Below are 25,208 nucleotides of genomic sequence, written 5' to 3' on the forward strand. Positions count from 1 at the left end.
CCTGGTGGTTACTTCTTCTTTTTCGGGGCGATGACCATGATCAGCTGGCGTCCTTCCATCTTAGGATGCTGTTCGACGGAACCGTATTCGAGCAGGTCAGCTTCAACCCGCTTCAACAATTCCATACCCAGCTCCTGGTGGGCCATCTCACGACCGCGGAATCTCAACGATACCTTGGCCCTGTCCCCGTCACTCAGGAAACGTACCAGGTTGCGTAGTTTTACCTGGTAATCCCCTTCCTCCGTCCCTGGACGAAACTTGATTTCTTTAACCTGGATCTGCTTCTGGTTTTTCTTCGCCGCAGCAATCTGCTTCTTCTTCTCGAAGATCGATTTGCCGTAGTCCATGACACGGCAGACCGGAGGTACTGCGTCGGCAGAAATCTCTACCAGATCCAGCTTCGCCTCTTCGGCTATACGAAGCGCTTCATCAATCGAGACGATGCCAATCTGCTCGCCGTCAGCGCCAATTAACCGAACCTCGCGGGCCGAGATATTCTCATTGATCGGGGCCTTGGGTGCAGCTCGTTTATCTTGTCTCATTTCACGCTTAATAATAATTACTCCGAATCTTGGCGACCACGCCGGGAAACCGCTTGTGCGAGGAATTCAGCGAATTGGGCGACCGGCATCGAACCGAGGTCAGCGCCTTCGCGTGTACGCACAGCGACAGTTTGCGTTTCAACTTCCCGATCTCCGATGACGAGGAGATAAGGAACCTTGAGCAAAGTATGCTCGCGGATTTTAAAGCCGATCTTTTCATTTCTCAAGTCGGACTTGGCACGAAATCCGCTTTGAGCCAGATTTTTTTCGACTTCGAGAGCAAAATCTGCCTGTTTATCAGTGATATTCATGATCACTGCCTGCGTCGGAGCAAGCCAGGCCGGGAAAGCGCCCTCGTAATGCTCGATCAGGATACCGATGAAACGCTCGAAGGAACCGAGGATCGCACGGTGCAGCATGACCGGATGCTTGCGACCGTTGTCTTCCGAAACATATTCGGCGCTCAGACGGATCGGCAGGTTGAAATCGAGCTGCAGAGTACCGCATTGCCAGACGCGACCGAGACAATCCTTCAGGGAAAACTCGATTTTCGGCCCGTAGAACGCGCCCTCGCCCGGTTGCAGATCGTAAGGCAGGCCAGCGCTGTCCAGAGCGGCAGCCAGTGCAGACTCGGCACGATCCCACAATTCGTCGGAACCTACACGCTTTTCAGGACGGGTCGACAGTTTGAGCTCGATATCCTTGAAGCCGAAATCGGCATACACGTCCAGGGTCAGCTTGATGAAAGCCGCCGACTCCGACTGCATCTGCTCTTCGGTACAGAAGATGTGCGCGTCGTCCTGAGTGAAGCCACGCACGCGCATGATGCCGTGCAATGCACCCGACGGCTCGTTACGGTGGCAGGCACCGAATTCGGCCAGACGCATCGGCAACTCGCGGTAGCTCTTCAGACCCTGATTGAACACCTGCACGTGGCATGGGCAGTTCATCGGCTTGATCGCGTAGTCGCGGCTCTCGGACTCGGTGGTGAACATGTTGTCGGCGTAGTTGGCCCAGTGCCCGGATTTCTCCCAGAGCGAGCGATCGACCACCTGTGGAGTCTTGATCTCCAGATAGCCGTTCTCGCGCTGCACTTTACGCATGTACTGCTCAAGCACCTGATACAGGGTCCAGCCCTGCGGATGCCAGAACACCATGCCCGGCGCTTCTTCCTGGGTGTGGAACAAACCGAGGCGCTTGCCGATCTTGCGATGGTCACGCTTTTCAGCTTCTTCGATGCGCTGGATATAGGCAGCCAGTTGCTTCTTGTCAGCCCAGGCAGTGCCATAGACACGCTGCAACTGCTCGTTCTTGGCATCGCCGCGCCAGTAGGCACCGGACAGCTTGGTCAGCTTGAACGACTTGAGGAAACGGGTATTGGGCACGTGCGGACCACGGCACATGTCGACGTATTCTTCGTGGTAGTACAGGCCCATGGCCTGCTGGTCAGGCATGTCTTCGACCAGACGCAGCTTGTAGTCTTCCTGGCGCTCAGTGAACACTTCGATCACTTGCGCACGCGGCGTCACCTTCTTGATGACATCGTAGTCTTTTTCGATGAGCTGCTGCATGCGCTGCTCGATCGCGGCCATGTCGTCGGGCGTAAACGGACGCTCATAGGCGATATCGTAATAGAAGCCATCATCGATCACCGGACCGATAACCATCTTCGCAGTCGGATACAGTTGCTTGACGGCATGCCCTACCAGGTGAGCGCAGGAGTGACGGATGATTTCCAGTCCTTCCTGATCCTTGGGGGTGATGATCTGCAGGCTGGCATCGCCTTCGATGAGGTCACAGGCGTCGACCAGCTTGCCGTCGACCTTGCCGGCTACGGTGGCCTTGGCCAGACCTGCACCGATGGAAAGCGCGACATCGGCTACGGAAACCGGATGATCGAATGAACGTTGACTGCCGTCGGGAAGAGTAATGGTGGGCATGGCGCCTCCTCTCCTAGTGGTGACCCCTACCAAAGGTCACGTGGGTTGGGATGAGCCAGTACGTGATCCGGTGGTATGCCTGCCTCACAGTGGCAGGAGCCTTCAAGGCCAACCTTGAACCGAACCAGATGACTGGAATTTTACGAAAACCTGTATATGCCGCGCCGCAGACCATTTAGTCGCGGGGCAAGAAGAATCCACAGGGCGCGCATCCTAGCACATGCATGCCTCTAGACACACACTTACAGCCCAATGAATCTACAAATCAGCCCATGTAGAAATTATTGCCCTCGATCAGGCTGCGTTTTCACAGGGGCTGAAATAGCACGATTTTGCATATCGCCTGAACTGGAGCCCTTCAAGGCCGTCTGAATAAGTCGAGTCCTGTTTGTTCCAGCAAAGGAGAACACCATGAAGCTCTTACACCTGATCCCTGCCCTGCTTGGCTGTGCAGCCCTGGCCGGACCGCTTACCGCTCAAGCGGCGATGGACACTGCGACCCGCAGCACCTTCACGCAAGAATGCATCAGCGCCGCAAAGCAGCATAATCTGGATGACAAGACCGCCCAGGCTCATTGCGAGTGCGGGGCCAGGCAGGTAGACGCGCATTTCACGGACAAGGAAATCACCACTCTCAATTCCAATCCGGCGCAGAACCCTGCCTTGACGTCGAAACTGCAAAAACTGGTCGCCGATAACTGCAATCAGGTAAAAAAATAAATTTCCCACGGCACAGAACCAGGTCACTGGACCTGACTGACGAGACGCCTGGGAAACATGCCCGAAAGCCCCGTATCACGGGGCTTTCGCCGTTATGAAAACCTTCATGCCGATTCACGCCGGATCGCGCCACATCGACGCAAAGATAATATGACGCCCTGAATCTTCTAATCTTTGATTTAAAGTCCTACCTAAACAGCTCTCTTTTCTTACATTTCGACTATTATGGTTCGGTGTGCCCAGTTGGCCTGAGCAGCACGTTCTACTGAAAAATTATGTTCTTGGAGATACACCATGTCTAATCGCCAAACCGGCACCGTAAAATGGTTCAACGATGAAAAAGGCTTCGGCTTTATCACTCCACAAGGTGGCGGTGACGATCTGTTCGTACACTTCAAAGCAATCCAGAGCGACGGTTTCAAAAGCCTGAAAGAAGGCCAGACCGTTTCTTTCGTTGCTGCCAAAGGCCAGAAAGGCATGCAAGCAGAAGAAGTCACTGTGGTCTGATCCACCTGACTTGAAAAAAAACCCGTCATCGACGGGTTTTTTTATGGGCGCGGAGAAATGCGGGCATCAACCACAGTTGACGCGAATCACCTTGCCACTGCTATCTGCATTGATATTCACGCGATCGGATCGATACTCCAGCGTGACCATATCGTTAGGGCCGAGAATACGTGCTTCGTTCGACCCGGATGAGGTGCGCACCTGGGCCAGCAAGGCGGCCGAAGCCTGCTGCCCGACTGCGGATTGGGCCTGCGCTGCGTCGCAGCGACCGTGTCCGGCGTGAGCCGCTGGGGACTGGGCGGTTTCGGGAGCCGACCCTGATGGGGTACTGCACCCTGCCAATAATGCTGTCGCAGCGAAAAAACCTGAAGTTAACAATTTCCGGGGCATACAGCCTCCTCTACCAATGAACAGAATCAGACCTTGTGCGACCGCAACAGTGCGTATTGGTTGCAGGCGCCGCAAAAGTCTGCCCCACAGGATCCATGCCTGCGCAGCCAAATCGTCACAAAACGTTTATTCACGTAGGCTATTAATAAATCGACATGATGCCTAAGTAGAAGTGTCAGCATCAGTCTGGAATGATTTACTGCACACAGCGTCCGGGCATTCGGCAGCGCTCAGGATGAGCCGTTGTTTCACACAAGACGAGACAGACATGACAACCATATCCATCGATGCGGACATCAAGGCCAGATGGCCTCAGGGACATTGCTCGCACAGCCCCGGCACTGCGGAAGAGCTTACGATCATTGCCGTCGACCTGTTGATCAAGGAACTGGGCACCGAGGGTGCCCGAACCTTTCTCACCCAGGTGCTAAGCAGGTACTCGACGGCCGAGATGCCGGCCTGAAGCGCCGGTTTGCTGCGGGTGACTCATTTCAGGCGCGCCAGCCGATCGGTCAACAGGTCGAAAAAGCCCTGGGCATCGCCATTTTCGACCCAGAACACATTCTGCGGCTGCTCTAGAGTGCCGTACCAGTCTGCAACGGTCTGACCAAAGCCGATACCGTCACGGCTATCGATGGCCAGGTTGATCTGCCGCCCGGAAAACAACTCGGGCTTGAGCAGCCAGGCAATCACGCTTGCATCATGGACCGGACCGCCGGGCAAACCGTAATGCTCCATGTCCAGCTTGACGTACTCGTCGAGAATCCCGCCGACCAGCTTGCCCGCCTGATTGCCCAGCGCAGCGATCTTCTGCAGACGCTGCTCGCTGGTCAGAATCTTGTGGGTCACGTCCAGCGGCACGTAAGTCAGTTTGACACCACTGGCCAGGACGATCTGCGCAGCATGCGGATCGGCAAACAGGTTGAACTCGGCAACCGGGGTGATATTGCCGCCATTGAAGTGCGCACCGCCCATGACCACCACTTCCTTGATGCCCTGGGTAATCTCGGGAGCCTGTACCAACGCTAGCGCAAGGTTGGTCTGCGGCCCGAGCATGGCAATAGTGATGCTGTGCGGCTCGGCCTTTTTCAGGGTTTCGATCAGATAGTTGACGGCATTGCCTTCGGCCAGGCCTTTGGCTGGCTCATGGATCGGCACGCCCGGCAACCCTTCCTGGCCATGCACGTTCTCGGCGTAGATAGGCGTACGCACCAGAGGCTTTGGCGCCCCGGCATAGACCGGCACTTCCTCGCGCCCGGCCCATTCGCGGGCAAGCCGCGCATTGCGCGAGGTCTTGTCCAGACGCACATTGCCCGCCACGGTGGTGATCGCCATGACATTCAGCTCTTGCGGAGAGGCCAGAGCCAGAAGCAGCGCAACCACATCGTCGGCCCCCGGATCGGTGTCGATGATCAGGTTACGCTTTTCGGCTGCCTGTGCAGCAGAGATACCTAGAATGGACAAAAGCGACACACTCCACAGTAATTGACGGGAAAATTTCAGTAATTGCATGTTTGACTCCCTGTTCAAGACTTCCTTTAGAAAACCACACCAGCCACCAAGGCAACATTGCTGTACGGCCGGCATTCGCCACTACGAACGATAGCCTTGGCCTTGCGGCTCAAGACCTTCAACTCCTCATGCGTCACCCAGTGCTGCTGCCCCAGTTGCGCATCCAGCGCCAAAGCCTCGATCACCTGCAGGCCTGGCGGTTGTACTTCGAGCATCTCGCTGGCCAGCACATGGCTTTCGACCTGCATTTCCGTCAGCACGACATCCAGCACACTGGCAAAATCCGGCACACCATGGGTCAACGCCAGATCGATCAGCTCGACACCGGCAGGCACGGGCATGCCGGCATCGACGATCATGAGGATATCGCCATGCCCCAGCGAAGCAATCACACGGGACAGGGCTATATTGAGGAGCGGTGTCTTTTTCATCAGCGTTTGAATTCCTGCACTTCATCGAACGTCGGTATCGAAGGTTGCGCGCCAGCACGGGTGACAGACAGCGCGGCCGCAACCTGGGCGAAGCGGATCGCCTCGGATTCACTCTTGCCCCGGGTAAGCGCCGAGGCAAAGCCTCCGACAAAGGTATCACCTGCCGCCGTCGTATCCACAGCCTTTACCCGAAGCGCCGGAACATGCTCAAAGCCCCGGGCATTGGCCAGCAGGCTGCCCTGCTCGCCCAGCGTGACGATAACGTTGCGCACCCCGGCCGCCAGCAGCGCTGTAGCAGCCTGTTGCGCCGACTCGGGCGAATCCACTGCGATCCCCGTCAGCGCCAGAGCCTCGCTTTCATTGGGGATCAGGTAATCGATCAATCGATACCATTCCTGCGGCAACGGCGCGGCGGCCGGTGCGGGATTGAGAATGACGGTCTTGCCCAGTTCGTGGGCACGGCACAAGGTATGGCGGACAGTTTCCATCGGCACTTCGAGCTGGCAGATGACAACTTCGGCAGCCTGAAGAAGTTCGTCGAAACGCTCGACCAGCGCCGGGGTCAGCAGGCCATTGCCGCCGGCAACGATGATGATCGCATTCTGACTATTGTCATCCACCACAATCGACGCAATGCCCGTGGAAACCCCGGAAACCGAAGTGACCGCGCGACAATCGATCTGCTCGGCCAGTAATGCACCACGCAATTGCTCGCCATAGGCATCCTCGCCAACACAACCGATCATCGCCACATCGCCACCCAGCCGTGCTGCTGCAACGGCCTGATTGGCGCCCTTGCCGCCCGGCACCGTGACAAACGTCTTGCCCGAGAGCGTTTCACCGGGACGCGGCAAACGTTGCGCACGAATCACCAGGTCCATGTTCAGGCTGCCTACTATCACTATTTTTGCGTGCATGGCTCGTTCGCTCGGCGCGGTGTTTCAGCGCAATTCATTGAAAGCATTGTTCGGCGGCGCGGTGGACTCACGCACCACGACATTGGGGGTGACCAGGCGCTTGCGAATCGCGCCGGTCGAGGATTCCGCCAGCCTGGACAAGAGCATTTCGGCTGCGGTTTCACCCAGTTGCATGATCGACTGGCCGACGGTGGTCAGCGCGGGATAGACGTAGCGGCTCATCTGGATATCGTCGAAACCGATCACCGAAAGATCTCTGGGCACCCGGATATTGCGCTCGGCCGCAGCCCGCAATACGCCAATGGCCATCACATCGTTACCGGCAAAAATGGCGGTCGGCGGCTGGCTATCCAGAAGAGCAACCGCGCTTTCATACCCGGCAACGCTGCTGAACTCGCTGTGCAGCATCCAGTCTGGCTGGACCTCGATACCGGCCTCATGCATGGCCCGTCGATAACCGACAAAGCGCATCTCGGTCACCACCGTATTCAATGGTCCACCGATGCAGGCAATGTGTTCATGCCCCAGATCCAGCAAGTGCCGGGTCGCCAGATAGGCACCCTGTTCATGATCGATACGCACCATATCGGCATCGATCCCCTCCAGCTCACGGTCGACAATCACCATCGGCGTGCGCACCTCGGCCAGACCGCCTGCAATGCTCACATCGCCACCCACCGAAGAAACGATCAGGCCATCGACGCGCTTCTCCAGCAGCACCCGCAGGTAGTTGCGCTGTTTTTCCGGGTTGTCGTCGGAGTTACAGAGGATCACGCAAAAGCCATTGCGCTCGCAGTGATCCTCGATCCCCCGCGCCAGCTCGGCGAAATAAGGGTTGGTGCCATTGGGAATCAACAACCCGATAGTCGAGGTGGTCTTGGCCTTGAGCGAACGGGCAACAGCGCTGGGCACATAGTCGAGCTGCGCAATCGCCGCCTCGACCTTGAGCCGCACCGGATCGCTGACCGGCCGGGTCTTGTTCAGCACATGCGACACCGTGGTGTAGGAAATCCCCGCCAGCGCCGCAACGTCTTTGATGGTTGCCATATCAGCCCTGCCGCCGCGCCCGGTGACTACGGTAGGTGTCCAGCACCACCGCGATCACAATGACCGCACCGGTGATGATGCGCTTGGTTGGCTCCGACGCGCCGATCTGCGCCAGACCTGCGGCCAGAACGGAAATGATCAGGACGCCGAAGAACGTGCTGATGATCGAACCACGCCCGCCCATCAGGCTGGTACCGCCAATCACCACTGCAGCGATGACCTGCAGTTCAAGACCGGCACCGGCGTTGGGATCAGCCGCTTCGAGCCGAGAAATCTGGAACAGTGCCGCCACACCGGCCAGCAGTCCCATCAACGAAAACACCAGAATCTTGTAAGGCTTGGGATTGATCCCCGCCAGACGCACAGCCTCTTCGTTGGTGCCGATACCGATCAGATAACGACCGAATACAGTGCGGGTCAGCACCGCCTGGGCAATGACGATCACCAGTAGCGCGATCAGGAACGAGGGCGCGATACCAAAGGCGACAGGGTTGGAAAGCCAGGCGAAGGAATCACCGATGTAGGCCGTGCGCGAGTTGGTCATCTGGTACGCCACGCCGCGGGCCATTTCCAGCACGCCCAGCGACACGATGAATGACGGAATGCGCCAGGCCACGGTGATCGAACCGGTAATGGTGCCGGCCAGAGTCGCACAGGCAATCCCCAGCAAGGCGGCCGGAAACACGCTCCAACCCCAGCCCAGAATCGCGACACTCACCGCCGAAGCAGCCAGGGCCAGTACCGAGCCAACTGACAGGTCGATACCGCCAATTATCAGCACCAGGGTCATGCCGACGGCCAGGACCATCAGGTCCGGGATCTGGTTGGCCAGGGTGCTGAAGGTCTGGTACGACAGGAAGTGATCACTCAGCAGCGAGAACAGCACAATCATCGCCAGCAAGGCGCCCGCCAGGCCAAGGTAAGTACCGAGGCCAAAATAATTGCGGGCCGGCACAGGCTGCTTCCGGGAAACAGGGTTATTCATGAGTCATTCCTGGCGCGGCGTCGGAGAGCAGCGCATCACGTTTTTGATAGCCGGCAAAAGCGGCGGCGAGCAATTGATCCTGGGTCCAGTTGTCACGCTCGAAGGTATCGATCAGGCGACCTGCCGACAGCACACCAATGCGGTCACAGATCAACATGAGCTCCCGCAGATCGCTGGACACCACTACCAGCGCCCGCCCCTGACGGGTCAATTCGCCGAGTAGCGCGTAAATGTCGAACTTGGCGCCCACATCGATGCCACGTGTGGGCTCGTCGAACAGCATCACCGGGCAGTCACGCTCCAGCCAGCGGCCGATGACGACCTTCTGCTGGTTGCCACCGGAAAGCTCCGAAACCAGTTGCGACGGGCTGGAGCTGCGGATCCGCATGGCTTCGACCTGCCGTTGCGCCAGGGTCAGCTCATCGCGGGCATTGACCAGACCGCCGCGAGAAATGGTCGGCATATTGCCCAGGGCGATATTGGCGCTGATCGACTGTGACATCAGCAGACCTTCGCCCTTGCGGTCTTCCGTGATCAGCGCAATGCCATGTTCGACCGCATCTGCGGGCGAGCGGATCGTCGCGGTGCGCAGTGGCTGGCCGACTTCGATATGCCCGCCATCGGCCTTGTCGGCACCGTAGATCAAACGCAACAATTCGGTGCGCCCCGCGCCGATCAGCCCGGAAATACCGAAAATCTCGCCGCTGCGCACCTGAAACGAAACGTCCTGAACCTTGCCCGCGCGTGACAGCCCCTTGACCGACAGCGCGACCTCGCCAATCTTTCGCGGGCCCATGTCCATGTGCTCGCCCAGCTCGCGCCCGACCATCAGGGTAACCAGTTGCTCACTGTCGTAACGGGCAATCGGCTCGACGCAGACCAGCTTGCCGTCACGCAGTACAGCAATCCGCTGGGCGACCCTGGCCAGCTCTTCCAGGCGATGGGAGATATAAATGATCGAGACCCCGCGAGCCTGCAACCGGCTGACCTGCTCGAACAGCATCTCGACTTCCCGAGAGGTCAACATCGCGGTGGGCTCGTCGAGAATCAGCACATGGCAATCGCCAGTGAGGTTGCGGGCGATTTCGACCATCTGCTGGTGACCTATTCCCAGGTCGCCGACCAGCGTATCGGGATCGATCGCTTCCAGACCGACCTGAGCCATGGCCTTGATAGCGTTTTCGCGCAGTTGCTTGCGGTCGATCCAGCCCAGGCGCCGCGGCATGTCATCCAGAAACAGGTTCTCGGCCACCGTCAGGGTCGGCAGCAGGTTCAACTCCTGCATGACCATCCGCACCCCTAGCCTTTCGGCCTGGGTACGGTTTGCCGGTTGATAAGGCTGCCCCTGAAAATGCATCACTCCCGTATCAGGCACTACCAACCCGCCAATGATTTTCGACAGGGTGCTCTTGCCTGCGCCATTTTCGCCGGTCAAGGCCAGCACTTCGCCGCGCATCAGGGTCAGCTCGATATCACCAAGCACCGGCTGCGCGTAACTCTTGCCGATACCGCTGATGGACAGAACAGCATCCTGAACAGGTGCTGACATAACATTCTCCCGGCGCCTGCCCTGCTCGGACAGACGCCATTACAGGCAGATATCAGGGTTTGGTGACCAGCTCGACCGGCGTTTCGATCACGCCATTGACGCTGTCGACCGGCTGCTTCCTGACTTTCTTCAGGGCCGCTTCGATACCGAAAACCGCTTGTTTGGCAGCGAACTGATCAGCAGTGGCCAGCACTCGACCGTCCTTGAGCATGGGCTTGATGGCGTTGATATTGTCGTAGCCGACCACCATCACCTTGCCCGCCTTGCCAGCGGCACGAACCGCCGACACGGCACCCAGCGCCATGCTGTCATTGCCTGCCAGCAGCGCCTTGAGGTTTGGATATTCGTTGAGCATCGCCGAGGCAACCGCATTGCCCTTGTCGATTTCCCAGTTACCGGACTGCACGGAAACGACCTTCATTTTTGCGGTATCCATGGCGTCCTTGAAGCCGGCGGTACGCTGCTGGGCGTTGGTGGTGGTCGGCACGCCTTCAATGATGCCCACTTCATCGCCGGCCTGCAGTTTACCGGCCAGGTATTCACCCACCAGACGCGCGCCCTTGCGGTTATCCGGGCCTACGAAAGGCACTTCGATATTCTTGCTTTTCAGCACTGCGGCATCGAGCTGGTTATCAATGTTGATGACCTGGATACCGGCATCCATGGCTTTCTTGATGACCGGCACCAGCGCCTTGGAATCGGCTGGCGCGATGACCAGCGCGTCGACCCGGGACACGATCATCTGCTCGACGATACGGATCTGGCTGGCCGTGTCGGACTCATCCTTGATGCCGTTGGAAATCAGGTCGAAGTCGTTGGAATGCTCTTTCTGGTAAGCCTTGGCACCATCTTCCATGGTCAGGAAGAACTCGTTGGCCAGTGATTTCATGACCAGAGCGACCTTGGGCTTTTCAGCATCCTGGGCGTGTACGACAGAGAGGGGGGTGACCGCGGTGGCGGCAGAGAAAATGGCGGCAGCGAGAAGACGTCCAGCGAATGGCAGCTTCATGAGTGCATCTCCGATCTTGTGATTATTGTTCGGGCCAACGCTGCTGGGTCGAGCACAGGACTCGATACGCAAACGTTTGCGAGATCGAACTATGAGAAAGGTTGCAGGTTTTGTCAATCGGCGGAATGAAGGCTTCCAGCCCCGGTAATGAGGGGAAAAGGCCATCATAAAGGCGGAAATCAGACAGAAAAATCAACAAACAGCGATATACCGCCAACCCTCAAGTGCCTGATCCTACATAAAAGTTGCGAAAGATCCGACAGTGAAATACTGTATGCCCGTACAGCAAAGTCAAGGGATCTTTTTCGTGGCAAAACAAAGCGCAGCAGTGACACCCTCCCTTCCCGGTTCCTACGAGCGTCTTGGCGTCCGGGTGCAAAAAATCATCAATTCGCCTACTGCCCAGAAAGCCAAGGCCGCCTTGATCTTTCGTCTGCCTGACGAGACGGAAGAAGACTGGGCCCAGCTTCTGGAAGAAATAGCCGAGAACGATAACGTCACCCTCGCCTGGCGCGATGACGGTGGCGTACAGATATTCTGGACAGTGCCAAAGGAAGACTGACGGCATGATGGCTAGATTTTCCACCCTGCTCTGCACCACCCTGCTCCTCATTGCTCCACTGACCGTACAGGCCGACGCACCACGAACCTTCAGCGAAGCCAAGAAAGTCGCCTGGAAACTGTATGCCCCCCAGGCGACAGAGTTCTATTGCGGCTGCAAATACACCGGCAATCAGGTTGATCTGGCGGCCTGCGGCTACGTGCCGCGCAAGAACGCCAACCGCGCCAAGCGCATCGAATGGGAACACATTGTGCCCGCCTGGCAGATTGGCCATCAGCGCCAGTGCTGGCAGAACGGCGGCCGAAAGAACTGCGCCAGGAATGACGAAGCCTACAAGCGTGCCGAGGCCGATTTGCACAATCTGGTTCCCAGCATAGGCGAGGTAAATGGCGATCGCAGCAATTTCAGCTTTGGCTGGTTGCCCGAGCAGAAAGGCCAGTATGGTTCCTGCCTGACGCAAGTCGATTTCAAAGCCAAGAAGGTCATGCCCCGCCCTTCGATACGCGGCATGATCGCCCGTACCTACTTCTACATGAGCAAGCATTACAACTTGCGACTGTCACGCCAGGATCAACAGCTTTATCAGGCCTGGGACAAGACTTACCCGGTTCAAGCCTGGGAGCAGCAACGCAATCAGCGGGTAGCCTGTGTGATGGGCCGCGGCAATGAGTTCGTCGGGCCGGTGAATCTCAAATCCTGTGGCTGATTCCATCCGTTTGAGAGATTTTCGACGAGTAATCCACACGTCTGGATAAGGCCTTTCGCCACTCGTCGGACAACTACTCTGTTGGATCCAAAACGCTGTAATTTCCTTCTCGCGCCCCTCTTTGGACGGGCGCTAGAGACTGTAGTCCGATCAGCACTGTCTGTATTAATTGCCAACCTGCATCGATCTCGAAATGAAGTAGCAATTCCACGTGCATGACGCACGCCCGGCTACCTGTACTAGCAAGTACTCATTTTCAGATGGCGTAGCCCTTACGCCCAACAGGCAGGCAAGAATGAATACTCAAACGGAATTTGAAATCCACTATCAGTTCAAGGGCGAAACCCGCCACTTTCTGCATCAGGCCTTGTTACTCAGCCAAAGCGACGCCTTGCATTTCGCTACGCTGCATGCCGGAGTAGGTGCTGTCAGTGACAATGTCGCGGCAGGCCCCATACGCCTGGCAACCTTGCAGGCACAAGGCTTTGGCGTGACGCAGGTGCATTGGAAGAAGAGTTCTGCAAACGTCTGATGTAAAAATGAAACCGGCCCTGAAGGGCCGGTTTTTTTCATATCCAGATCTAGATCGGCGCGTACTGGCCCGTACCGTCCGGCCAGGGCGTCAACAACTCGAACCCCGTCTGGGTCACCGCAACCATATGCTCCCACTGGGCAGACAATGACAGATCACGGGTCAACACCGTCCAGCCATCGGCCAGCGCCCTGGTTTCCGGCCTGCCGGCATTGATCATCGGCTCGATGGTAAACACCATGCCCGGCTTGAGCCTGAGGCCCTTGCCAGCGGTGCCGTAGTGCAGAACCTGCGGTTCCTCATGGTAGGTGCGACCAATGCCATGCCCGCAATACTCACGCACGACACTGAAGCCTTCGCGGTGCGCAACTGTCTGGATGGCATGCCCGATATCGCCCAGCGTGGCCCCCGGGCGCACGGCATGAATACCGGCGCGAGTGGCTTCATAGGTGGTTTCAACCAGGCGTCTGGCCAGCGGGCTGACCTCGCCGACCAGATACATGCGGCTGGTGTCGCCGTACCAGCCATCCTTGATGACAGCCACGTCGATATTGACGATATCGCCATCCTTGAGGATGTCGGTTGCCGAAGGAATGCCGTGGCAGACCACTGCATTGGGCGAAATGCAGGTGGTCTTGGTGAAGCCGTGATAGCCAACGTTCGCCGGGATGACTTTCAGTTCCTTGACGATGTATTCGTTGCAGATGTCATCCAGGGCTTCGGTGCTGACCCCGGCCTTAACATAAGGCGCGATCATCGCCAGTACATCGGCAGCCAATCGACCAGCGATACGCAACTGGACCAGATCCTGTTCGGTCTTGAGTGTGATGCCGCGACTCATGAGGCCACCCTGGTAACCGAAGAGATATCGAAAGGCTGGGCTGTCAGTACAGTGCCACCTGCATGTTCGGCACGAATCAGCATCTGACAGATTTCGCTGTAGTTGAGTGTAGGGTGAAGTTCGGCCAGCATGCCGATCCGCATCCAGTGCTCAGCCTGAGCGTTGATGGAGCGACTCAAGGCCACACTGGCCGAGCGCACATTGGCATGCATGTGTTCGGAAATCTTTACCAGCCCCATGGCTCACCTCATATGGAATATACGAAGCATATATGTTTCGTATATCCATAATCAACCATGCGACTGGAGCGTGCTGCTTTGGGGACAGCTAGCAGGCGATGGCGGTGCAACGAGGCTCGTCAGCATAATGAGCTTCGCCGAGGGTCATCGAGCCCGGTGGCTCATCGAAATTGAACTGGCGCAGCGCTGTTGCCAGGGCGAGGAAATCTTCGCGCTGCATCTCATTGACCAGTGAAGCGCCGAAGGCTGGGTGAGTAATCGAACCTTGCACTGCATTCAGGGACATGACGACCTCTTGCGGGATACTGTTTGCATGTACAGTATTCGGATAACCGACTCGGCACAAGACGGGTTGCGACGAATGGTCGTTGCCCCGGACCACGCATCAGCGCCCCGCCAACCCTTGCAGGCGTACAAGGTCAGCCTGGGCAATCGCGATGCCATCGGCCATGGATCTGGCGCGTTGAACATAGCGCCGGTCACCGGGAAGTCGGTCCTGCCCTGCCCCGTACAGTTGCCTGACAAGCTCCTCGCTGCGCAGCGCGAAATGCTGTCCGCTGCCTCGGTCCGGATCGATGACGATCAGCAATTGCCCTGTCCAGGGCGTCTGCGCACCGGGGTGTTGCGACCAGTCGAACCCGAACGAAAAATTCCCTCCGGTCAGCCCCGCCGCCAGCAGTTCCACCATCATCGACAGGGCCGATCCCTTGTGGCCGCCGAACGGCAGGAGTGCGCCGCCATCGAGAATGGCCTTTGGGTCTTCACTGGGCTGTCCGTAACGATCCACGCCCATACCCGGCGGCAACATACGCCCTTCCCGCGCTGCGATCTGGACATCGCCGTGGGCAATGGCACTGGTCGCCAGGTCGAACACCAAAGGTTGACCATTGGCCCGCGGGGCCGCAAAGGCAATCGGGTTGGTGCCAAACAGCGGCCGTTGTGCGCCATGGGGCACGACACAGGTCATGCTGTTGACCATGCTCAGCGCCACAAGGCCTTGCCGGGCAAAGGGCTCGACATCCGGCCATAGCGCTGCGAAATGGTGAGAGTTGCGAATCGCCAGAATCGCGATCCCCGCACTCCTGGCCTTTTCGACCAGCAGTTCACTGGCAGCATGCAGAGCGGGCTGGGCAAAACCGTTGGCAGCATCGACCCTGACGAAGGCTGCGGCAACATCCTCGACCACCGGCAGCGCCTGACCATCGACCCAGCCACTGGCCAGCGAAGACAGGTAACCAGGAATACGAAAGATCCCATGACTATGGGAACCGTCCCGTTCGGCACTGGCGCAATTGGCGGACAGAACCCCGGCAACCTGCGGTGAGGTGCCGTGGGCCACGAATATCTGAAACAGCAAGTCAGCCAACTGCGAGTACGAGACTCTTGCAAGCGAGTCATTGTCAGAAGTTTCCGTCATCTGAAGCTCCGCGTCATGGATGAAAAAGCCAGGATCATTGCAGGAAAAAATACTGCCGTGCGCAAGAAAAAAGACTTATGTCAGGGCCGTTACATCAATGAGAGCCGATCACATTCACGATGAAATAATCCTCTGCCTGATACTCAATAGCCATACATTGTTCTCTCCAGCGGACATCCAGAGGTAGAATGCGCCAACCTAAGCCGGAGAGCCAATGAGCGCCCCTATCCTCAGCGAAGCAGAATATGACGCAATAACCGATGCCGCCGCGCATTGGTGTATGCGTTTGCATGCCGACGACTGTACGGATGCCGAGCGCAAGGTGTTCGCCCACTGGCTCAATGCCCATCCACAGCATGCAATCGAATACGAAGCGATGCTGGAAATATGGGACATCTCCGAACAGGTCACGCCGGCCAACCCCTCGCCGGTAGTCGAAGCGCAGCCTCAGGCACCTCGCCCCGCTCCCTATCGCCAGCGCGTGCGGCGCAACTACGCAGTTGCTGCAACCGTGGCTGCACTGGCAATACCTCTGGCGGGCCTCGTTGGCTGGAATCAAGGCTGGCTGCCCAATGCCTACGACACGTACGAAACACAGGATGCCACCCGGGTAGTGACCATGGCCGATGGCAGTCGCGTCGAGCTGAACCTGGGCACGCAACTGACTTACGCCAACTACAAGGATCGGCGCAGCGTCACCCTGAAAAAGGGTGAAGCGTTCTTTGAAGTCAGCCATGACAGCACGCACCCGTTCGTGGTCAGCGCTGGCCAGGGCAGCGTCAAGGTGACGGGCACCCGCTTCAATGTCTGGATGTATCAGGAGCAGGTGCGGGTCATGCTTGTCGAAGGCTCGGTGCAGGTCAGCAGCGACCGCTTGCAACCTGGCAACGGCTATCGGCTGGATCCGGGCATGCAGGCCAGTTACAAGGCCGGCGATTTCCAGCCAAGAATCAGTGAAACCCAGGCAAGCGATACCAGCCTTGCGTGGCGCAATGGCAAGCTGATCTTCAATGACATGCCGCTGAGCCAGGCATTGCCGTTGATCAACCGCTACCTGCCTACGCCGATTCTGCTGGCCGACAACGCCACAGGCGCCATTCGCCTGGGTGGCAGTTACAACACCCATGACATGTCGAACCTGCTCACATCGCTACCCAAGGTATTGCCGGTTTTCGTGACCCAGAATCAGGAAGGCAACCCCGTCCTCAACAAGCGCCTGTCGACAACACCCAAAGGCTGATCGCTCTACCCCCCGCCAAGAATTTCCCACGCAACAAATGCAAATGCGAAGCGTTTTCACACATTTTTGAAAAAAACCCCGGTATGATCCGGACTCGTCCAGTACGTGCACGCCACTGTTTTCATCAGCCGTGATTCCGGCGATAGCACGTTTTTATGTTTTTTTTGCGTTCAAGGATGAGTTTTTTGCGCGCTCGTTCGTCTAGTAAATGAGTTTCGTTCAAACAATTCACTGAGCCGCATCTGGAAAGCCTGAAAAGGAGTTTGCGCATGTTCAATCGTCAAGGAATTACCACCCGCACGATGCTCCGGCAGACGGCCCTTTCTGCCCAGGCAGAAGCGCCCGCCGCAGAAACCGATCGTCCCGGCAACGAACATATAAGGTTGTTGCTGAAGAGTTTTGGCCTGCGTACCAGCCTGGTCAGGCTGAAGGTGCTGGATGCCCTGCTGGCAGCCAACGATGAAGGTCAGCCGTTGGGGGTACGCGGAGTGCACAGCCAGTTGCTGCGCCTCGATGTGCCGCTGTCCTTTCTCAGCGTGCGCGAAGTGTTGAAGCGCCTGTGCGATGAGGGAGTGATCAATCTCAACCCGGACAAGACCTACAGCCTGCACCCGCGCGCCTGGGAATGGCTGAGCGAATCCGGCAAGGATTGCGCTCAGTAATACGGTGCTGCGCAGGCTGTAGAGATCAGCGCTTGACCTTGCGACGCAGGATGCCGTTCAGAATGACCACCAGTACCGCCACACTGATCGCGATGTACTGAAAGGTCTTCTCGCTGAGCACCCCACTGTTCTGCAAATGCGACAGGCCCAGCATGATCGCCAGTACGCACAGGGCAATCAGGAGGGAGTAAATCAAACGCTGCTTGTTGGTCATAACGGTTTTCCTGGATTCTTCATGGACAGCATCGGCTCTGCGCAAATGCGGCGCCTATGGTACGCCGATGTGCCATTTCTGGCACCGCTCCCCGCCTCCTCTCGCGCCTCTTTGACCGGCGCCATATGTAATTGAACATTGCCGTATAAATCACCCATGGTTTAATGCCGCCCTTCAAAGTCGTTTATCGACTGTTCATGACTTGCCAAGGAGTTTCACCATGCCCCATGAAGGCAGCCTGCTACAGGCCGCAGTCGTGTTCCTGCTCGCCGCCGTATTGACTGTTCCGCTGGCCAAACGGCTGCAACTGGGCGCCGTGCTGGGCTATCTGTTCGCGGGGGTCATCATCGGCCCTTCAGTACTCAAGCTGATCGCCAACCCGGAAAGCGTCAGCCATATCTCCGAACTGGGCGTGGTATTGCTGCTGTTCATCATCGGCCTGGAACTGTCCCCGAAACGTTTATGGGTCATGCGCAAGGCCGTCTTCGGCGTCGGCATGGCTCAGGTCTTGTTGACCGGCCTGGTCATTGGCTGCGTCGCGCTGCTGGCGTTCGAGCAACCCTTGAACACGGCGGTGGTGTTGGGCCTTGGCCTGGCGCTGTCCTCTACGGCGTTCGGCCTGCAAAGCCTTGCTGAGCGCAAGGCGCTGAACAGCCCGCACGGACGCCAGGCATTTGCCATTCTGCTGTTTCAGGACATCGCTGCGATCCCGCTGATCGCCATGGTGCCGCTGCTTGCCGGCGCCACTCACGAACACGACCTCAGTGCCCATGAAAACCTGAGCCATGGCCTGCAGGTGCTGGGCAGCATTGCGATTGTGGTCATCGGTGGTCGTTATCTGCTGCGCCCGGTGTTTCGCATCGTGGCCAAGACCCGCATCCAGGAAGTGTCTACCGCCACCGCGCTGCTGGTCGTGATTGGCACCGCCTGGCTGATGGAGCTGGTGGGCGTGTCCATGGCGCTGGGCGCGTTTCTCGCCGGCCTGCTGCTGGCCGACTCCGAATACCGCCATGAGCTGGAAGCACAGATCGAACCGTTCAAAGGGCTGTTGCTGGGCCTGTTCTTCATCAGTGTCGGCATGGGTGCCAATATCAGCCTGTTGTTCAGTGCGCCCGTACAGGTGCTGGGGCTGACCGTACTGCTGATCGGCCTCAAGTTTCCCCTGCTGTTCTTCATCGGACGCCTGGCGGGCGGGCTGGACAAACAGAATGCCCTGAGCCTGGGGCTGGTGCTGGCCGCAGGTGGTGAATTCGCCTTCGTGGTGTTCAAGATCGGCAATCAGCAAGGCCTGTTCGAGCCGGAGCTGTATGACATTCTGGTGCTGACCATCACCCTGTCGATGGCCATGACGCCGCTGCTGTTCATGGCCATGGCGCGCTGGATCAAACCCAAGACCAAACCGGTCGAGGTGCCGGACGAGTATCGCGATATCCATACCGACAGCCCGCGCGTGGTGATTGCCGGGATGGGCCGCATGGGCCAGATCGTGGCGCGTATTCTGCGCGCACAGAATATCCCTTTCGTGGCGCTGGATACTGCGGTGGAGTCCATCGAGTTCTCACGCAGTTTCGGTAACGTGCCGGTGTTCTATGGCGATCCGTTGAAACCGGAAATCCTGCGGGCGGCCAAGGTGCATGAAGCAGAGTTCTTTATCATCGCCACCGACGATCCTGAAACCAATATCAAGACCGCCGAGCTGATACGCAAACTCTACCCGGACATGAAGATCATCGCCCGTGCCCGTAACCGCCAGCATGTTCACCGGCTGATCGACGTGGGTGCCCAGGCGGTACGTGAAACCTTCTACTCCAGTCTGGAGATGAGCCGCCAGACCCTGCTCGGCCTGGGCTTGAGCCAGGCCCAGGCCGACGCGCGGATCAGCCGTTTCAAGCGTCACGACGAACAGGTGCTGGCCGCACAGCATCTGGTTTATGACGACGAGGCCAAGGTGTTGCAGACCGCACGCGAAGCCCGGCAGGAACTGGCGCAGTTGTTCGAGGCCGACCGTCAGGACGAAGAATCGGGCAAGAACTGAGGCACGGCCTTACCAGCCACCGCCCAGGGAGGCATACAGCCCGACCAGTGCCTGGGCCTGAGTGGTGGAGCTTTGCACCCATTGTTCCTGAGTGGCCAGCAAGGTGCGCTGCACACTCAGGACATTGAGGAAGTCCACCGCGCCTTCGACGTACTGGCGTCTGGCGGTGCGCAGAGCGATACGGTTCTGCTGCACCGCTTCCTCCAGCTTGCGCTGTTGCAATTGGCTGGCGTTGTACAGGCTCATGCTGTCATCGATTTCCTGCCAGGCCCGCAATACCGTCTGTTGATAGGCCAGTGCGGCTTCCTGCTCCTGCGCCTGCCGCAAATGCAGCATGCCGCGCAAGCGTCCACCCTCGAAGATCGGCAGGCTGATCTGCGGACCTGTTCCGAACTGGCGTGAGCCCCAACTACCGAAGTCCGACAACTGCAATGCCTGCATTCCGACGTTGCCCGAGAGCACGATCCGCGGATAGAAATCGCCTTCGGCCACACCGATGCTGGCGGTCGCGGCATGCAGGCGTGCTTCGGCGCGGCGGATATCCGGGCGCCGCTCTGCCAGCCCGGATGGCAACCCTACAGGCACCGTGGCCGGGACAAGCAGATTTGCCGCCGGTTTTTCCAGCTCGGCCTGCAAGCTTCTTGGGGTCTGCGCCAACAGCAGGCTCAAGGCATTGATCAACTGCGCCTGATGCTGCTCCAGAACCGGCAGGCGCGATTCGACAGTCGCCACTTGCGCTGCTGCTTCCGCCACATCCAGATCCGTCGCGACACCGCTTGCCAGCCGCACTTGCGACAGCTCCAGGCTGTTGTGCGCCAGTTCCAGGTTCTGCCGGGTCACGGCCAGAGTGTTCTGTACGCCTCGCAGTTGCAGGTAGTCACGGGCTACTTCAGCCTGCAACGACAACAGCGCAGCACGCCGGTCGTTTTCCGCAACTTCGACACTGGCATCCGCCGCTTCGACTTCGCGCCTGACCCGCCCCCACAGGTCGATTTCCCAACTGGCATTGATGCCCGTATCCCATTGACTGAAAGCCGACTTGCCCTGCTTGCCGGAGGGATCGTTCAAACCTTCGCTGCTATTGCGCTTGCGTTGATAGCCCAGATTGCCCGCGACATTGGGCACCTGCTCGCCCGCCACGACCTGACGCGCCGCCCGGCTTTGTGCCAGGCGCGAGCCGGCAATCTGCACATCCAGACTGGAAACCGAGGCGCGGTCAATCAGCGATGACAACTGTGAATCCTGAAACACTTCCCACCAGCGGGCATTGATTGGCGTCGCCCGCACCTGACTCGCCGCCTTTTCGCCCTGCACCGGCAGCCACTGGACTTCGCTGCCCTGCGGGCGCTGGAAATCATTGCCCACCTGACAACCCGACAAGGTCATGCCGATTGCCAGTGCCAGACCACTCAACGCCAGGGAGCGGCTCATAAGGCACTAACCTGAGGCTCGGACTCTACCGAGCGGGTATCGATGCTGGCCTCCACCGACATGCCGACCCGCAGGTGGCCGAGCAGAGGCTGTTGGGGGTCAAGAACGATCTTCACCGGAATTCGCTGCACGACCTTGGTGAAATTACCGGTGGCATTGTCCGGACGGATCGCCGCAAAGGTCACCCCGGTCGCCGGAGCAATACTCTGGACATGCGCCTTGAGTACTTCGCCCGGATAGGTGTCGATACGCACCTCGACCGCCTGGCCAACGGTGACGTGAGTCAGTTGGGTTTCCTGAAAGTTGCCCAACACATAGGCATGTTCCAGCGGCACGATCGAGAGCAGCTTGCTGCCGGGATTGACGTAGTTGCCGACCCGCAATGCGCGCTCACCCACTGTGCCATCCACTGGCGCGACGATGCGGGTGTAGGACAGTTGCAGGCGTGCCTGATCACGGGCCGCTTGCGCACGTTGCAGACCGGCCTCGGCACTGTGCTGCAGGGCGGTAAGGATATCGACCTGCTTGCGCTCGGCAACCACGGATGCCGTGGCGCTGGCATGCTGCGCGTTGGCGGTATCAATACGATTGCGCGCCTGCTGGGCGTTCTGCACGGTTCCGGCCCCGGCACCTGCCAGATGTTCGTAGCGGGTTCGCTCCTGCTCGGCAAACTTCACCGCGGCACTGCTAGCCACCAGCGCCGCCCGGGCCTGGGCGATCACCGACGTCTGGCGTTGCAACACGGCCGTGGCCTGTTCGAGCTGGGCCGCGGCCGTGAGGACACCCGCTTCGGCCGAAGCCAGAGCCGTCTGCAAGTCACGGTCATCGATCTGCGCCAATAACTGGCCGGCCTTGACCACCTGATTGTCCTCCACCAGCACCTGACTGATGAAGCCTGAAACCTTGGGCGCGACCACCGAATAATCCGCCGCAATGAACGCATCATTGGTGGACTGCCGGTCGCTGCTATCCATCAGGCTATAGAGGCCCAGGCCAGCGAGCACAAGCGCCACACCGCACAAAGTCAGGGTCTGTCTTGAGGTCATGCTCATGAAAGTGTTCTCGATATTGAATTCAGTTCAATGCGCGCGGCGGATAGACCCGGCCCGGCATCAAGGGGATCAGCAGGATCAATGCAGCGGCCAGCCAGCCCATGCACCAATACAGATCGGCACTGGTCAGCACCACGACCTGCTCGTGCAGCCGCTGGCTCAAGGCTGCAACCGAATCGTCGGTCGCCAGCAGCGGCGAGTTACCCAGATGATCAACCAGCATCGTGGAATGGAAATGCTGGCGCGCAGTGGTCAAGGCTTCCAGCACGCCGGTGGCAAGCACCGCTGCCAGACCGCGCACGGTGTTGAACCAGGCCGAAGCGAAAGGTCCGTCGGGCGGCGCGATGCCACCGGTGGCCTGCATCAGCAGCGGCATTACCGCCATGGGCTGGGCGATGATCTGTAGCAGTTGCAGCGCATAGAAATTGTCGCGAATCCACTCCCAGGTCATGTGCGTGGCCAGCGCGCAATACAGCGCCAGCAAGCCAAGCCCCAATGCCAGCACCCAGCGGCAATCGATCCAGCGGATATTGCAAAGCCCCGCTACCAGAGGCAGCACGAGCAATTGCGGCAACGCAACGATCAGCATCAGCGGCGCAGTCTGCAAAGGTCGATAACCATGCACCTGAGCCAGATACGCAGACGGAATGAAAGCTACCGCCGTCAACACCACCAGCAGGCCGCCCAGCGTCAGCAGCGCGTGAGACAGGTTGCGGCTGCCAAGCATCTGCAGCTTGAAAAACGGAACCGGCGTGAACCATTCATTGATCATGAATGCCACCAGCAGCAAAAGACCGCCACCGAGCAATCCGCAGATCAGCCGCGACTCGAACCAGTCCAGTCGGTTGCCTTGCAGCATGCCGATCACCAGAGCGGCTATCGCAGGCAAGCCCAGCAGCAGGCCACGCCAGTTGAACTGCTTGAAGCGCTCCAGGCGCAGCGGGTCCTGCGGAATGCCATGGACGACCGCGACCATCGCCAGCAGACAAGGCGGGATGACCTGCCAGAACGTCCATTTCCAGTTGAAATATTCGGTCCACAATGCCGCCAGCGGCGTGCCCATGCCCGGAGCGAAAGTAGCCGTCAGGGCATAACCGGCCAAGCCATAAAGCTTGATATCCGGCGGCAGGAAGCGCAGCGCCACGGTCATCAGCATTGGCGGCAAACAACCGGCCGCCAGACCTTGCAGAATGCGCAGCATCAGCAGGCTCGGGTAGTTCGGTGCCAGCGGGCAGAGCAGCGCCAGCAGCACAAACGCACTGATGGCGCCGAGGGTAAAACGTCGCAGTGACAGGGTCACGGCGAACCACGGCGCAAAGGCCATCGCCGCCACTGAAGCCGCCGAATAGCCGGCGATCAACCAGCTAGCTTCATCCGCCCCGATAAACATGGCCCCGCGAATATCCGCCATGGCGGTGCGGGTGACGCCTTCATTGATGCCGGCGATCAATACTGCCAGCAACACTCCCAACAGCCCGATCACCACCTGCGGCCCGAACGTAGCCGCTACCGGCCTTGCCGTCTGCGGCGCGATTGAGGAAAGGGAAGACATAAAAAAGCGATTCCACAGCGATTGAAAACCCCGGCAGTTTAAAAAGGCCAGTCGCTGAGGAAAATTTACATTTAGGCAGCGTATAAGTGTGCAGGACGCACGAATGCATCCACATCGCTGCGCAGAGTGTAGAGATGCACGAAACTCAGGGCCTGCTCCCGGATAAATCCGGTCCTGCAGAGTTATTCGGCGTACGGGCTATCCCAATAGCGCTTATGCATGCCGAGCTTTTTCTTCAGGCTTTTGGGTAAACGCCTTTCCTGTTTACTCAACTTGTAGGCCAGCAGTTTGAGGGCATTGCGCACGAAAGACAGCGGCCAGAGCAGAAAGCGACGCTTGCCGAGAAAGGCCAGTTCCGACTTCACGTAGCGCATGCCTTCACCGGCAATACCGCCGAAGGTTTCGTAGATCCATGACTCACGAGACTGAAACACACCAATGTCGAAGTAGCGGCAAAACTCTTCGCGCAGGCTGTAGTTATGCGAATGCCGACACACTGCCGAGCCTTCGTAGGCACTTTTCCAGCCCGCGAGCAGCATCTTGGCCGTGACATACATGTCTTCGGAGAGGATCACATGCCGCGGGAAACCGCCAATCGCCAGCAGCGCCTCACGGCGATAGGCCGCGAAGGAGTTGGACATGAACGGCGTCTTGATGCCCAGGGTGCTGGCGTCTTCAAGGGTCTTGATCTGTGAGGTCGGTGGGTAATTGAACAATCGGGCGTGCTGCGCCAGCAGGTTGGCATTCTTGTGGGGCAATTGCCGCCCGCACACGGCACCGACCTTGGGATCGGCAAAGGGCAGCAGGATATTGGCGATGGCGTTGATGTCCTCAACGTAGGCATCCTGGGTCATGTAGACGTAGATGTCGTAGTCGGGGTTGAGCTCGACCATCATCTGCCGGGTGCCGCCGTGGTTGAAGTCCTTGCTGTCGATACGAATCACATTGGCACAACGTGAGCGCGCCAGCTCCAGGGTGCCATCGGAGGAGCTGGAATCGACGATCAAGGTATCGAATGTAGCGGTCTGGGTCGCCAGCGAATCCAGCAGACGTTCCAGATCCTTGCGCCCGTTGTAGGTCGGAATGACACAAGCCACTCTCAAAGACGGCATAACAATACTCCAGAGCCAAATCCTGATGCCCAATTTGTCAGCGTGTTTGAGGGTAGCTCATGCC

28 protein-coding genes are annotated in these 25,208 nt (G+C 58.5%); 9 read left to right on the top strand and 19 right to left on the bottom strand.

Annotation, left to right across the window (positions count from 1 at the left end; translation table 11 throughout):
* Window positions 1-8: 8 nt before the first annotated feature.
* Both infC and thrS read right to left on the bottom strand, forming a co-directional pair.
* Entirely contained in the window at window positions 9-560 is a 552-nt protein-coding gene (infC, locus tag ALQ04_RS19145) for a translation initiation factor IF-3 (RefSeq protein ID WP_170929410.1), read from the bottom strand.
* The gene (thrS, locus tag ALQ04_RS19150) at window positions 560-2,482 is read right to left on the bottom strand and encodes a threonine--tRNA ligase (RefSeq protein WP_122317310.1); all 1,923 of its coding nucleotides are present in this window, start codon (window positions 2,480-2,482) and stop codon (window positions 560-562) included. The genes infC and thrS overlap by 1 nt, the downstream gene beginning before the upstream one ends.
* A gap of 411 nt (window positions 2,483-2,893) precedes the next feature.
* Between thrS and ALQ04_RS19155 the strand changes: the two genes are divergently transcribed.
* Together ALQ04_RS19155 and ALQ04_RS19160 are read left to right on the top strand one after the other, a co-directional pair.
* Window positions 2,894-3,202, top strand: a complete 309-nt coding sequence (locus tag ALQ04_RS19155; RefSeq protein ID WP_122317311.1) for a hypothetical protein — start codon at window positions 2,894-2,896, stop codon at window positions 3,200-3,202.
* A gap of 294 nt (window positions 3,203-3,496) precedes the next feature.
* On the top strand, window positions 3,497-3,709 hold the full coding sequence (locus tag ALQ04_RS19160; RefSeq protein WP_024685433.1) for a cold-shock protein: 213 nt from the start codon (window positions 3,497-3,499) through the stop codon (window positions 3,707-3,709).
* A 66-nt stretch (window positions 3,710-3,775) separates the two neighbouring features.
* On the opposite strand, the gene ALQ04_RS19165 is transcribed toward ALQ04_RS19160, so the two are convergent.
* Window positions 3,776-4,099, bottom strand: coding sequence for an I78 family peptidase inhibitor (locus ALQ04_RS19165; RefSeq protein WP_122317312.1), 324 nt, complete (start codon window positions 4,097-4,099; stop codon window positions 3,776-3,778).
* A 268-nt stretch (window positions 4,100-4,367) separates the two neighbouring features.
* On the opposite strand from ALQ04_RS19165, the gene ALQ04_RS19170 reads away from it, so the two are divergent.
* Window positions 4,368-4,562: a hypothetical protein gene (locus tag ALQ04_RS19170; protein WP_122317313.1), complete on the top strand. Its 195-nt coding sequence runs from the start codon at window positions 4,368-4,370 to the stop codon at window positions 4,560-4,562.
* 23 nt (window positions 4,563-4,585) lie between these two features.
* On the opposite strand, the gene ALQ04_RS19175 is transcribed toward ALQ04_RS19170, so the two are convergent.
* From ALQ04_RS19175 to ALQ04_RS19205, 7 genes are read right to left on the bottom strand one after another with little or no spacing between them, the layout of a single operon-like run.
* Complete coding sequence (locus ALQ04_RS19175) at window positions 4,586-5,611, bottom strand: nucleoside hydrolase (RefSeq protein WP_122317314.1); 1,026 nt, start codon at window positions 5,609-5,611, stop codon at window positions 4,586-4,588.
* 26 nt (window positions 5,612-5,637) lie between these two features.
* Complete coding sequence (gene rbsD / locus ALQ04_RS19180; RefSeq protein ID WP_122317315.1) at window positions 5,638-6,042, bottom strand: D-ribose pyranase; 405 nt, start codon at window positions 6,040-6,042, stop codon at window positions 5,638-5,640.
* A complete protein-coding gene (gene rbsK / locus ALQ04_RS19185; protein ID WP_122317316.1) occupies window positions 6,042-6,959 on the bottom strand; it encodes a ribokinase in 918 nt (305 codons plus the stop codon). Before rbsK ends, rbsD begins: the two co-directional genes overlap by 1 nt.
* 24 nt (window positions 6,960-6,983) lie before the next feature.
* Entirely contained in the window at window positions 6,984-8,006 is a 1,023-nt protein-coding gene (locus tag ALQ04_RS19190) for a LacI family DNA-binding transcriptional regulator (RefSeq protein ID WP_122317317.1), read from the bottom strand.
* Between the two features lies 1 nt (window position 8,007).
* Window positions 8,008-8,991, bottom strand: a complete 984-nt coding sequence (locus ALQ04_RS19195) for an ABC transporter permease (RefSeq protein WP_122317318.1) — start codon at window positions 8,989-8,991, stop codon at window positions 8,008-8,010.
* Entirely contained in the window at window positions 8,984-10,540 is a 1,557-nt protein-coding gene (locus ALQ04_RS19200; RefSeq protein ID WP_122317319.1) for a sugar ABC transporter ATP-binding protein, read from the bottom strand. Before ALQ04_RS19200 ends, ALQ04_RS19195 begins: the two co-directional genes overlap by 8 nt.
* Window positions 10,541-10,592: 52 nt before the next feature.
* Entirely contained in the window at window positions 10,593-11,549 is a 957-nt protein-coding gene (locus ALQ04_RS19205; RefSeq protein ID WP_122317320.1) for a sugar ABC transporter substrate-binding protein, read from the bottom strand.
* A 307-nt stretch (window positions 11,550-11,856) separates the two neighbouring features.
* Between ALQ04_RS19205 and ALQ04_RS19210 the strand changes: the two genes are divergently transcribed.
* The 3 genes from ALQ04_RS19210 (at window position 11,857) to ALQ04_RS19220 (ending at window position 13,349) form a co-directional block, all read left to right on the top strand.
* A complete protein-coding gene (locus ALQ04_RS19210; RefSeq protein ID WP_122317391.1) occupies window positions 11,857-12,111 on the top strand; it encodes a DUF1654 domain-containing protein in 255 nt (84 codons plus the stop codon).
* Window positions 12,112-12,118: 7 nt separating this feature from the next.
* A complete protein-coding gene (locus ALQ04_RS19215; RefSeq protein ID WP_409077277.1) occupies window positions 12,119-12,817 on the top strand; it encodes an endonuclease in 699 nt (232 codons plus the stop codon).
* A 295-nt stretch (window positions 12,818-13,112) separates the two neighbouring features.
* A complete protein-coding gene (locus ALQ04_RS19220) occupies window positions 13,113-13,349 on the top strand; it encodes a DUF6555 family protein (protein WP_122317322.1) in 237 nt (78 codons plus the stop codon).
* A gap of 49 nt (window positions 13,350-13,398) precedes the next feature.
* Here the strand turns inward: ALQ04_RS19220 and map are convergent, their stop codons facing one another.
* The 4 genes from map to ALQ04_RS19240 form a co-directional block, all read right to left on the bottom strand.
* Window positions 13,399-14,190, bottom strand: a complete 792-nt coding sequence (gene map / locus ALQ04_RS19225) for a type I methionyl aminopeptidase (protein WP_122317323.1) — start codon at window positions 14,188-14,190, stop codon at window positions 13,399-13,401.
* Window positions 14,187-14,429 carry a ParD-like family protein gene (locus ALQ04_RS19230; RefSeq protein WP_122317324.1) on the bottom strand — a complete coding sequence of 81 codons (243 nt, stop codon included), beginning with the start codon at window positions 14,427-14,429 and terminating at the stop codon, window positions 14,187-14,189. Before ALQ04_RS19230 ends, map begins: the two co-directional genes overlap by 4 nt.
* An 88-nt stretch (window positions 14,430-14,517) precedes the next feature.
* Window positions 14,518-14,715: a hypothetical protein gene (locus tag ALQ04_RS19235; RefSeq protein WP_122317325.1), complete on the bottom strand. Its 198-nt coding sequence runs from the start codon at window positions 14,713-14,715 to the stop codon at window positions 14,518-14,520.
* 99 nt (window positions 14,716-14,814) lie between these two features.
* Window positions 14,815-15,846, bottom strand: coding sequence for an Ldh family oxidoreductase (locus ALQ04_RS19240; protein WP_122317326.1), 1,032 nt, complete (start codon window positions 15,844-15,846; stop codon window positions 14,815-14,817).
* Between the two features lie 214 nt (window positions 15,847-16,060).
* On the opposite strand from ALQ04_RS19240, the gene ALQ04_RS19245 reads away from it, so the two are divergent.
* Both ALQ04_RS19245 and ALQ04_RS19250 read left to right on the top strand, forming a co-directional pair.
* Window positions 16,061-17,086, top strand: a complete 1,026-nt coding sequence (locus tag ALQ04_RS19245) for a FecR family protein (RefSeq protein ID WP_122317327.1) — start codon at window positions 16,061-16,063, stop codon at window positions 17,084-17,086.
* A 269-nt stretch (window positions 17,087-17,355) separates the two neighbouring features.
* Entirely contained in the window at window positions 17,356-17,748 is a 393-nt protein-coding gene (locus tag ALQ04_RS19250; RefSeq protein WP_122317328.1) for a Fe2+/Zn2+ uptake regulation protein, read from the top strand.
* A gap of 25 nt (window positions 17,749-17,773) precedes the next feature.
* On the opposite strand, the gene ALQ04_RS19255 is transcribed toward ALQ04_RS19250, so the two are convergent.
* Complete coding sequence (locus ALQ04_RS19255; protein WP_122317329.1) at window positions 17,774-17,962, bottom strand: hypothetical protein; 189 nt, start codon at window positions 17,960-17,962, stop codon at window positions 17,774-17,776.
* 220 nt (window positions 17,963-18,182) lie between these two features.
* Between ALQ04_RS19255 and ALQ04_RS19260 the strand changes: the two genes are divergently transcribed.
* Window positions 18,183-19,997 (top strand): monovalent cation:proton antiporter-2 (CPA2) family protein, encoded by a 1,815-nt coding sequence (locus tag ALQ04_RS19260; RefSeq protein WP_122317330.1) that lies wholly within the window; start codon window positions 18,183-18,185, stop codon window positions 19,995-19,997.
* 9 nt (window positions 19,998-20,006) lie between these two features.
* Here ALQ04_RS19260 and ALQ04_RS19265 read toward each other — a convergent pair whose 3' ends face one another.
* The 4 genes from ALQ04_RS19265 to ALQ04_RS19280 form a co-directional block, all read right to left on the bottom strand.
* A complete protein-coding gene (locus ALQ04_RS19265; protein WP_122317331.1) occupies window positions 20,007-21,428 on the bottom strand; it encodes an efflux transporter outer membrane subunit in 1,422 nt (473 codons plus the stop codon).
* On the bottom strand, window positions 21,425-22,480 hold the full coding sequence (locus tag ALQ04_RS19270) for an HlyD family secretion protein (RefSeq protein ID WP_122317332.1): 1,056 nt from the start codon (window positions 22,478-22,480) through the stop codon (window positions 21,425-21,427). The genes ALQ04_RS19265 and ALQ04_RS19270 overlap by 4 nt, the downstream gene beginning before the upstream one ends.
* Before the next feature lie 22 nt (window positions 22,481-22,502).
* Window positions 22,503-24,032: an MFS transporter gene (locus ALQ04_RS19275; protein ID WP_122317333.1), complete on the bottom strand. Its 1,530-nt coding sequence runs from the start codon at window positions 24,030-24,032 to the stop codon at window positions 22,503-22,505.
* A 182-nt stretch (window positions 24,033-24,214) separates the two neighbouring features.
* Entirely contained in the window at window positions 24,215-25,144 is a 930-nt protein-coding gene (locus ALQ04_RS19280; RefSeq protein WP_122317334.1) for a glycosyltransferase family 2 protein, read from the bottom strand.
* Window positions 25,145-25,208 lie beyond the last annotated feature (64 nt).

This window comes from Pseudomonas cichorii (genome assembly GCF_003700275.1).
In the GTDB taxonomy this organism is placed as follows: Bacteria; Pseudomonadota; Gammaproteobacteria; order Pseudomonadales; family Pseudomonadaceae; genus Aquipseudomonas; species Aquipseudomonas cichorii_B.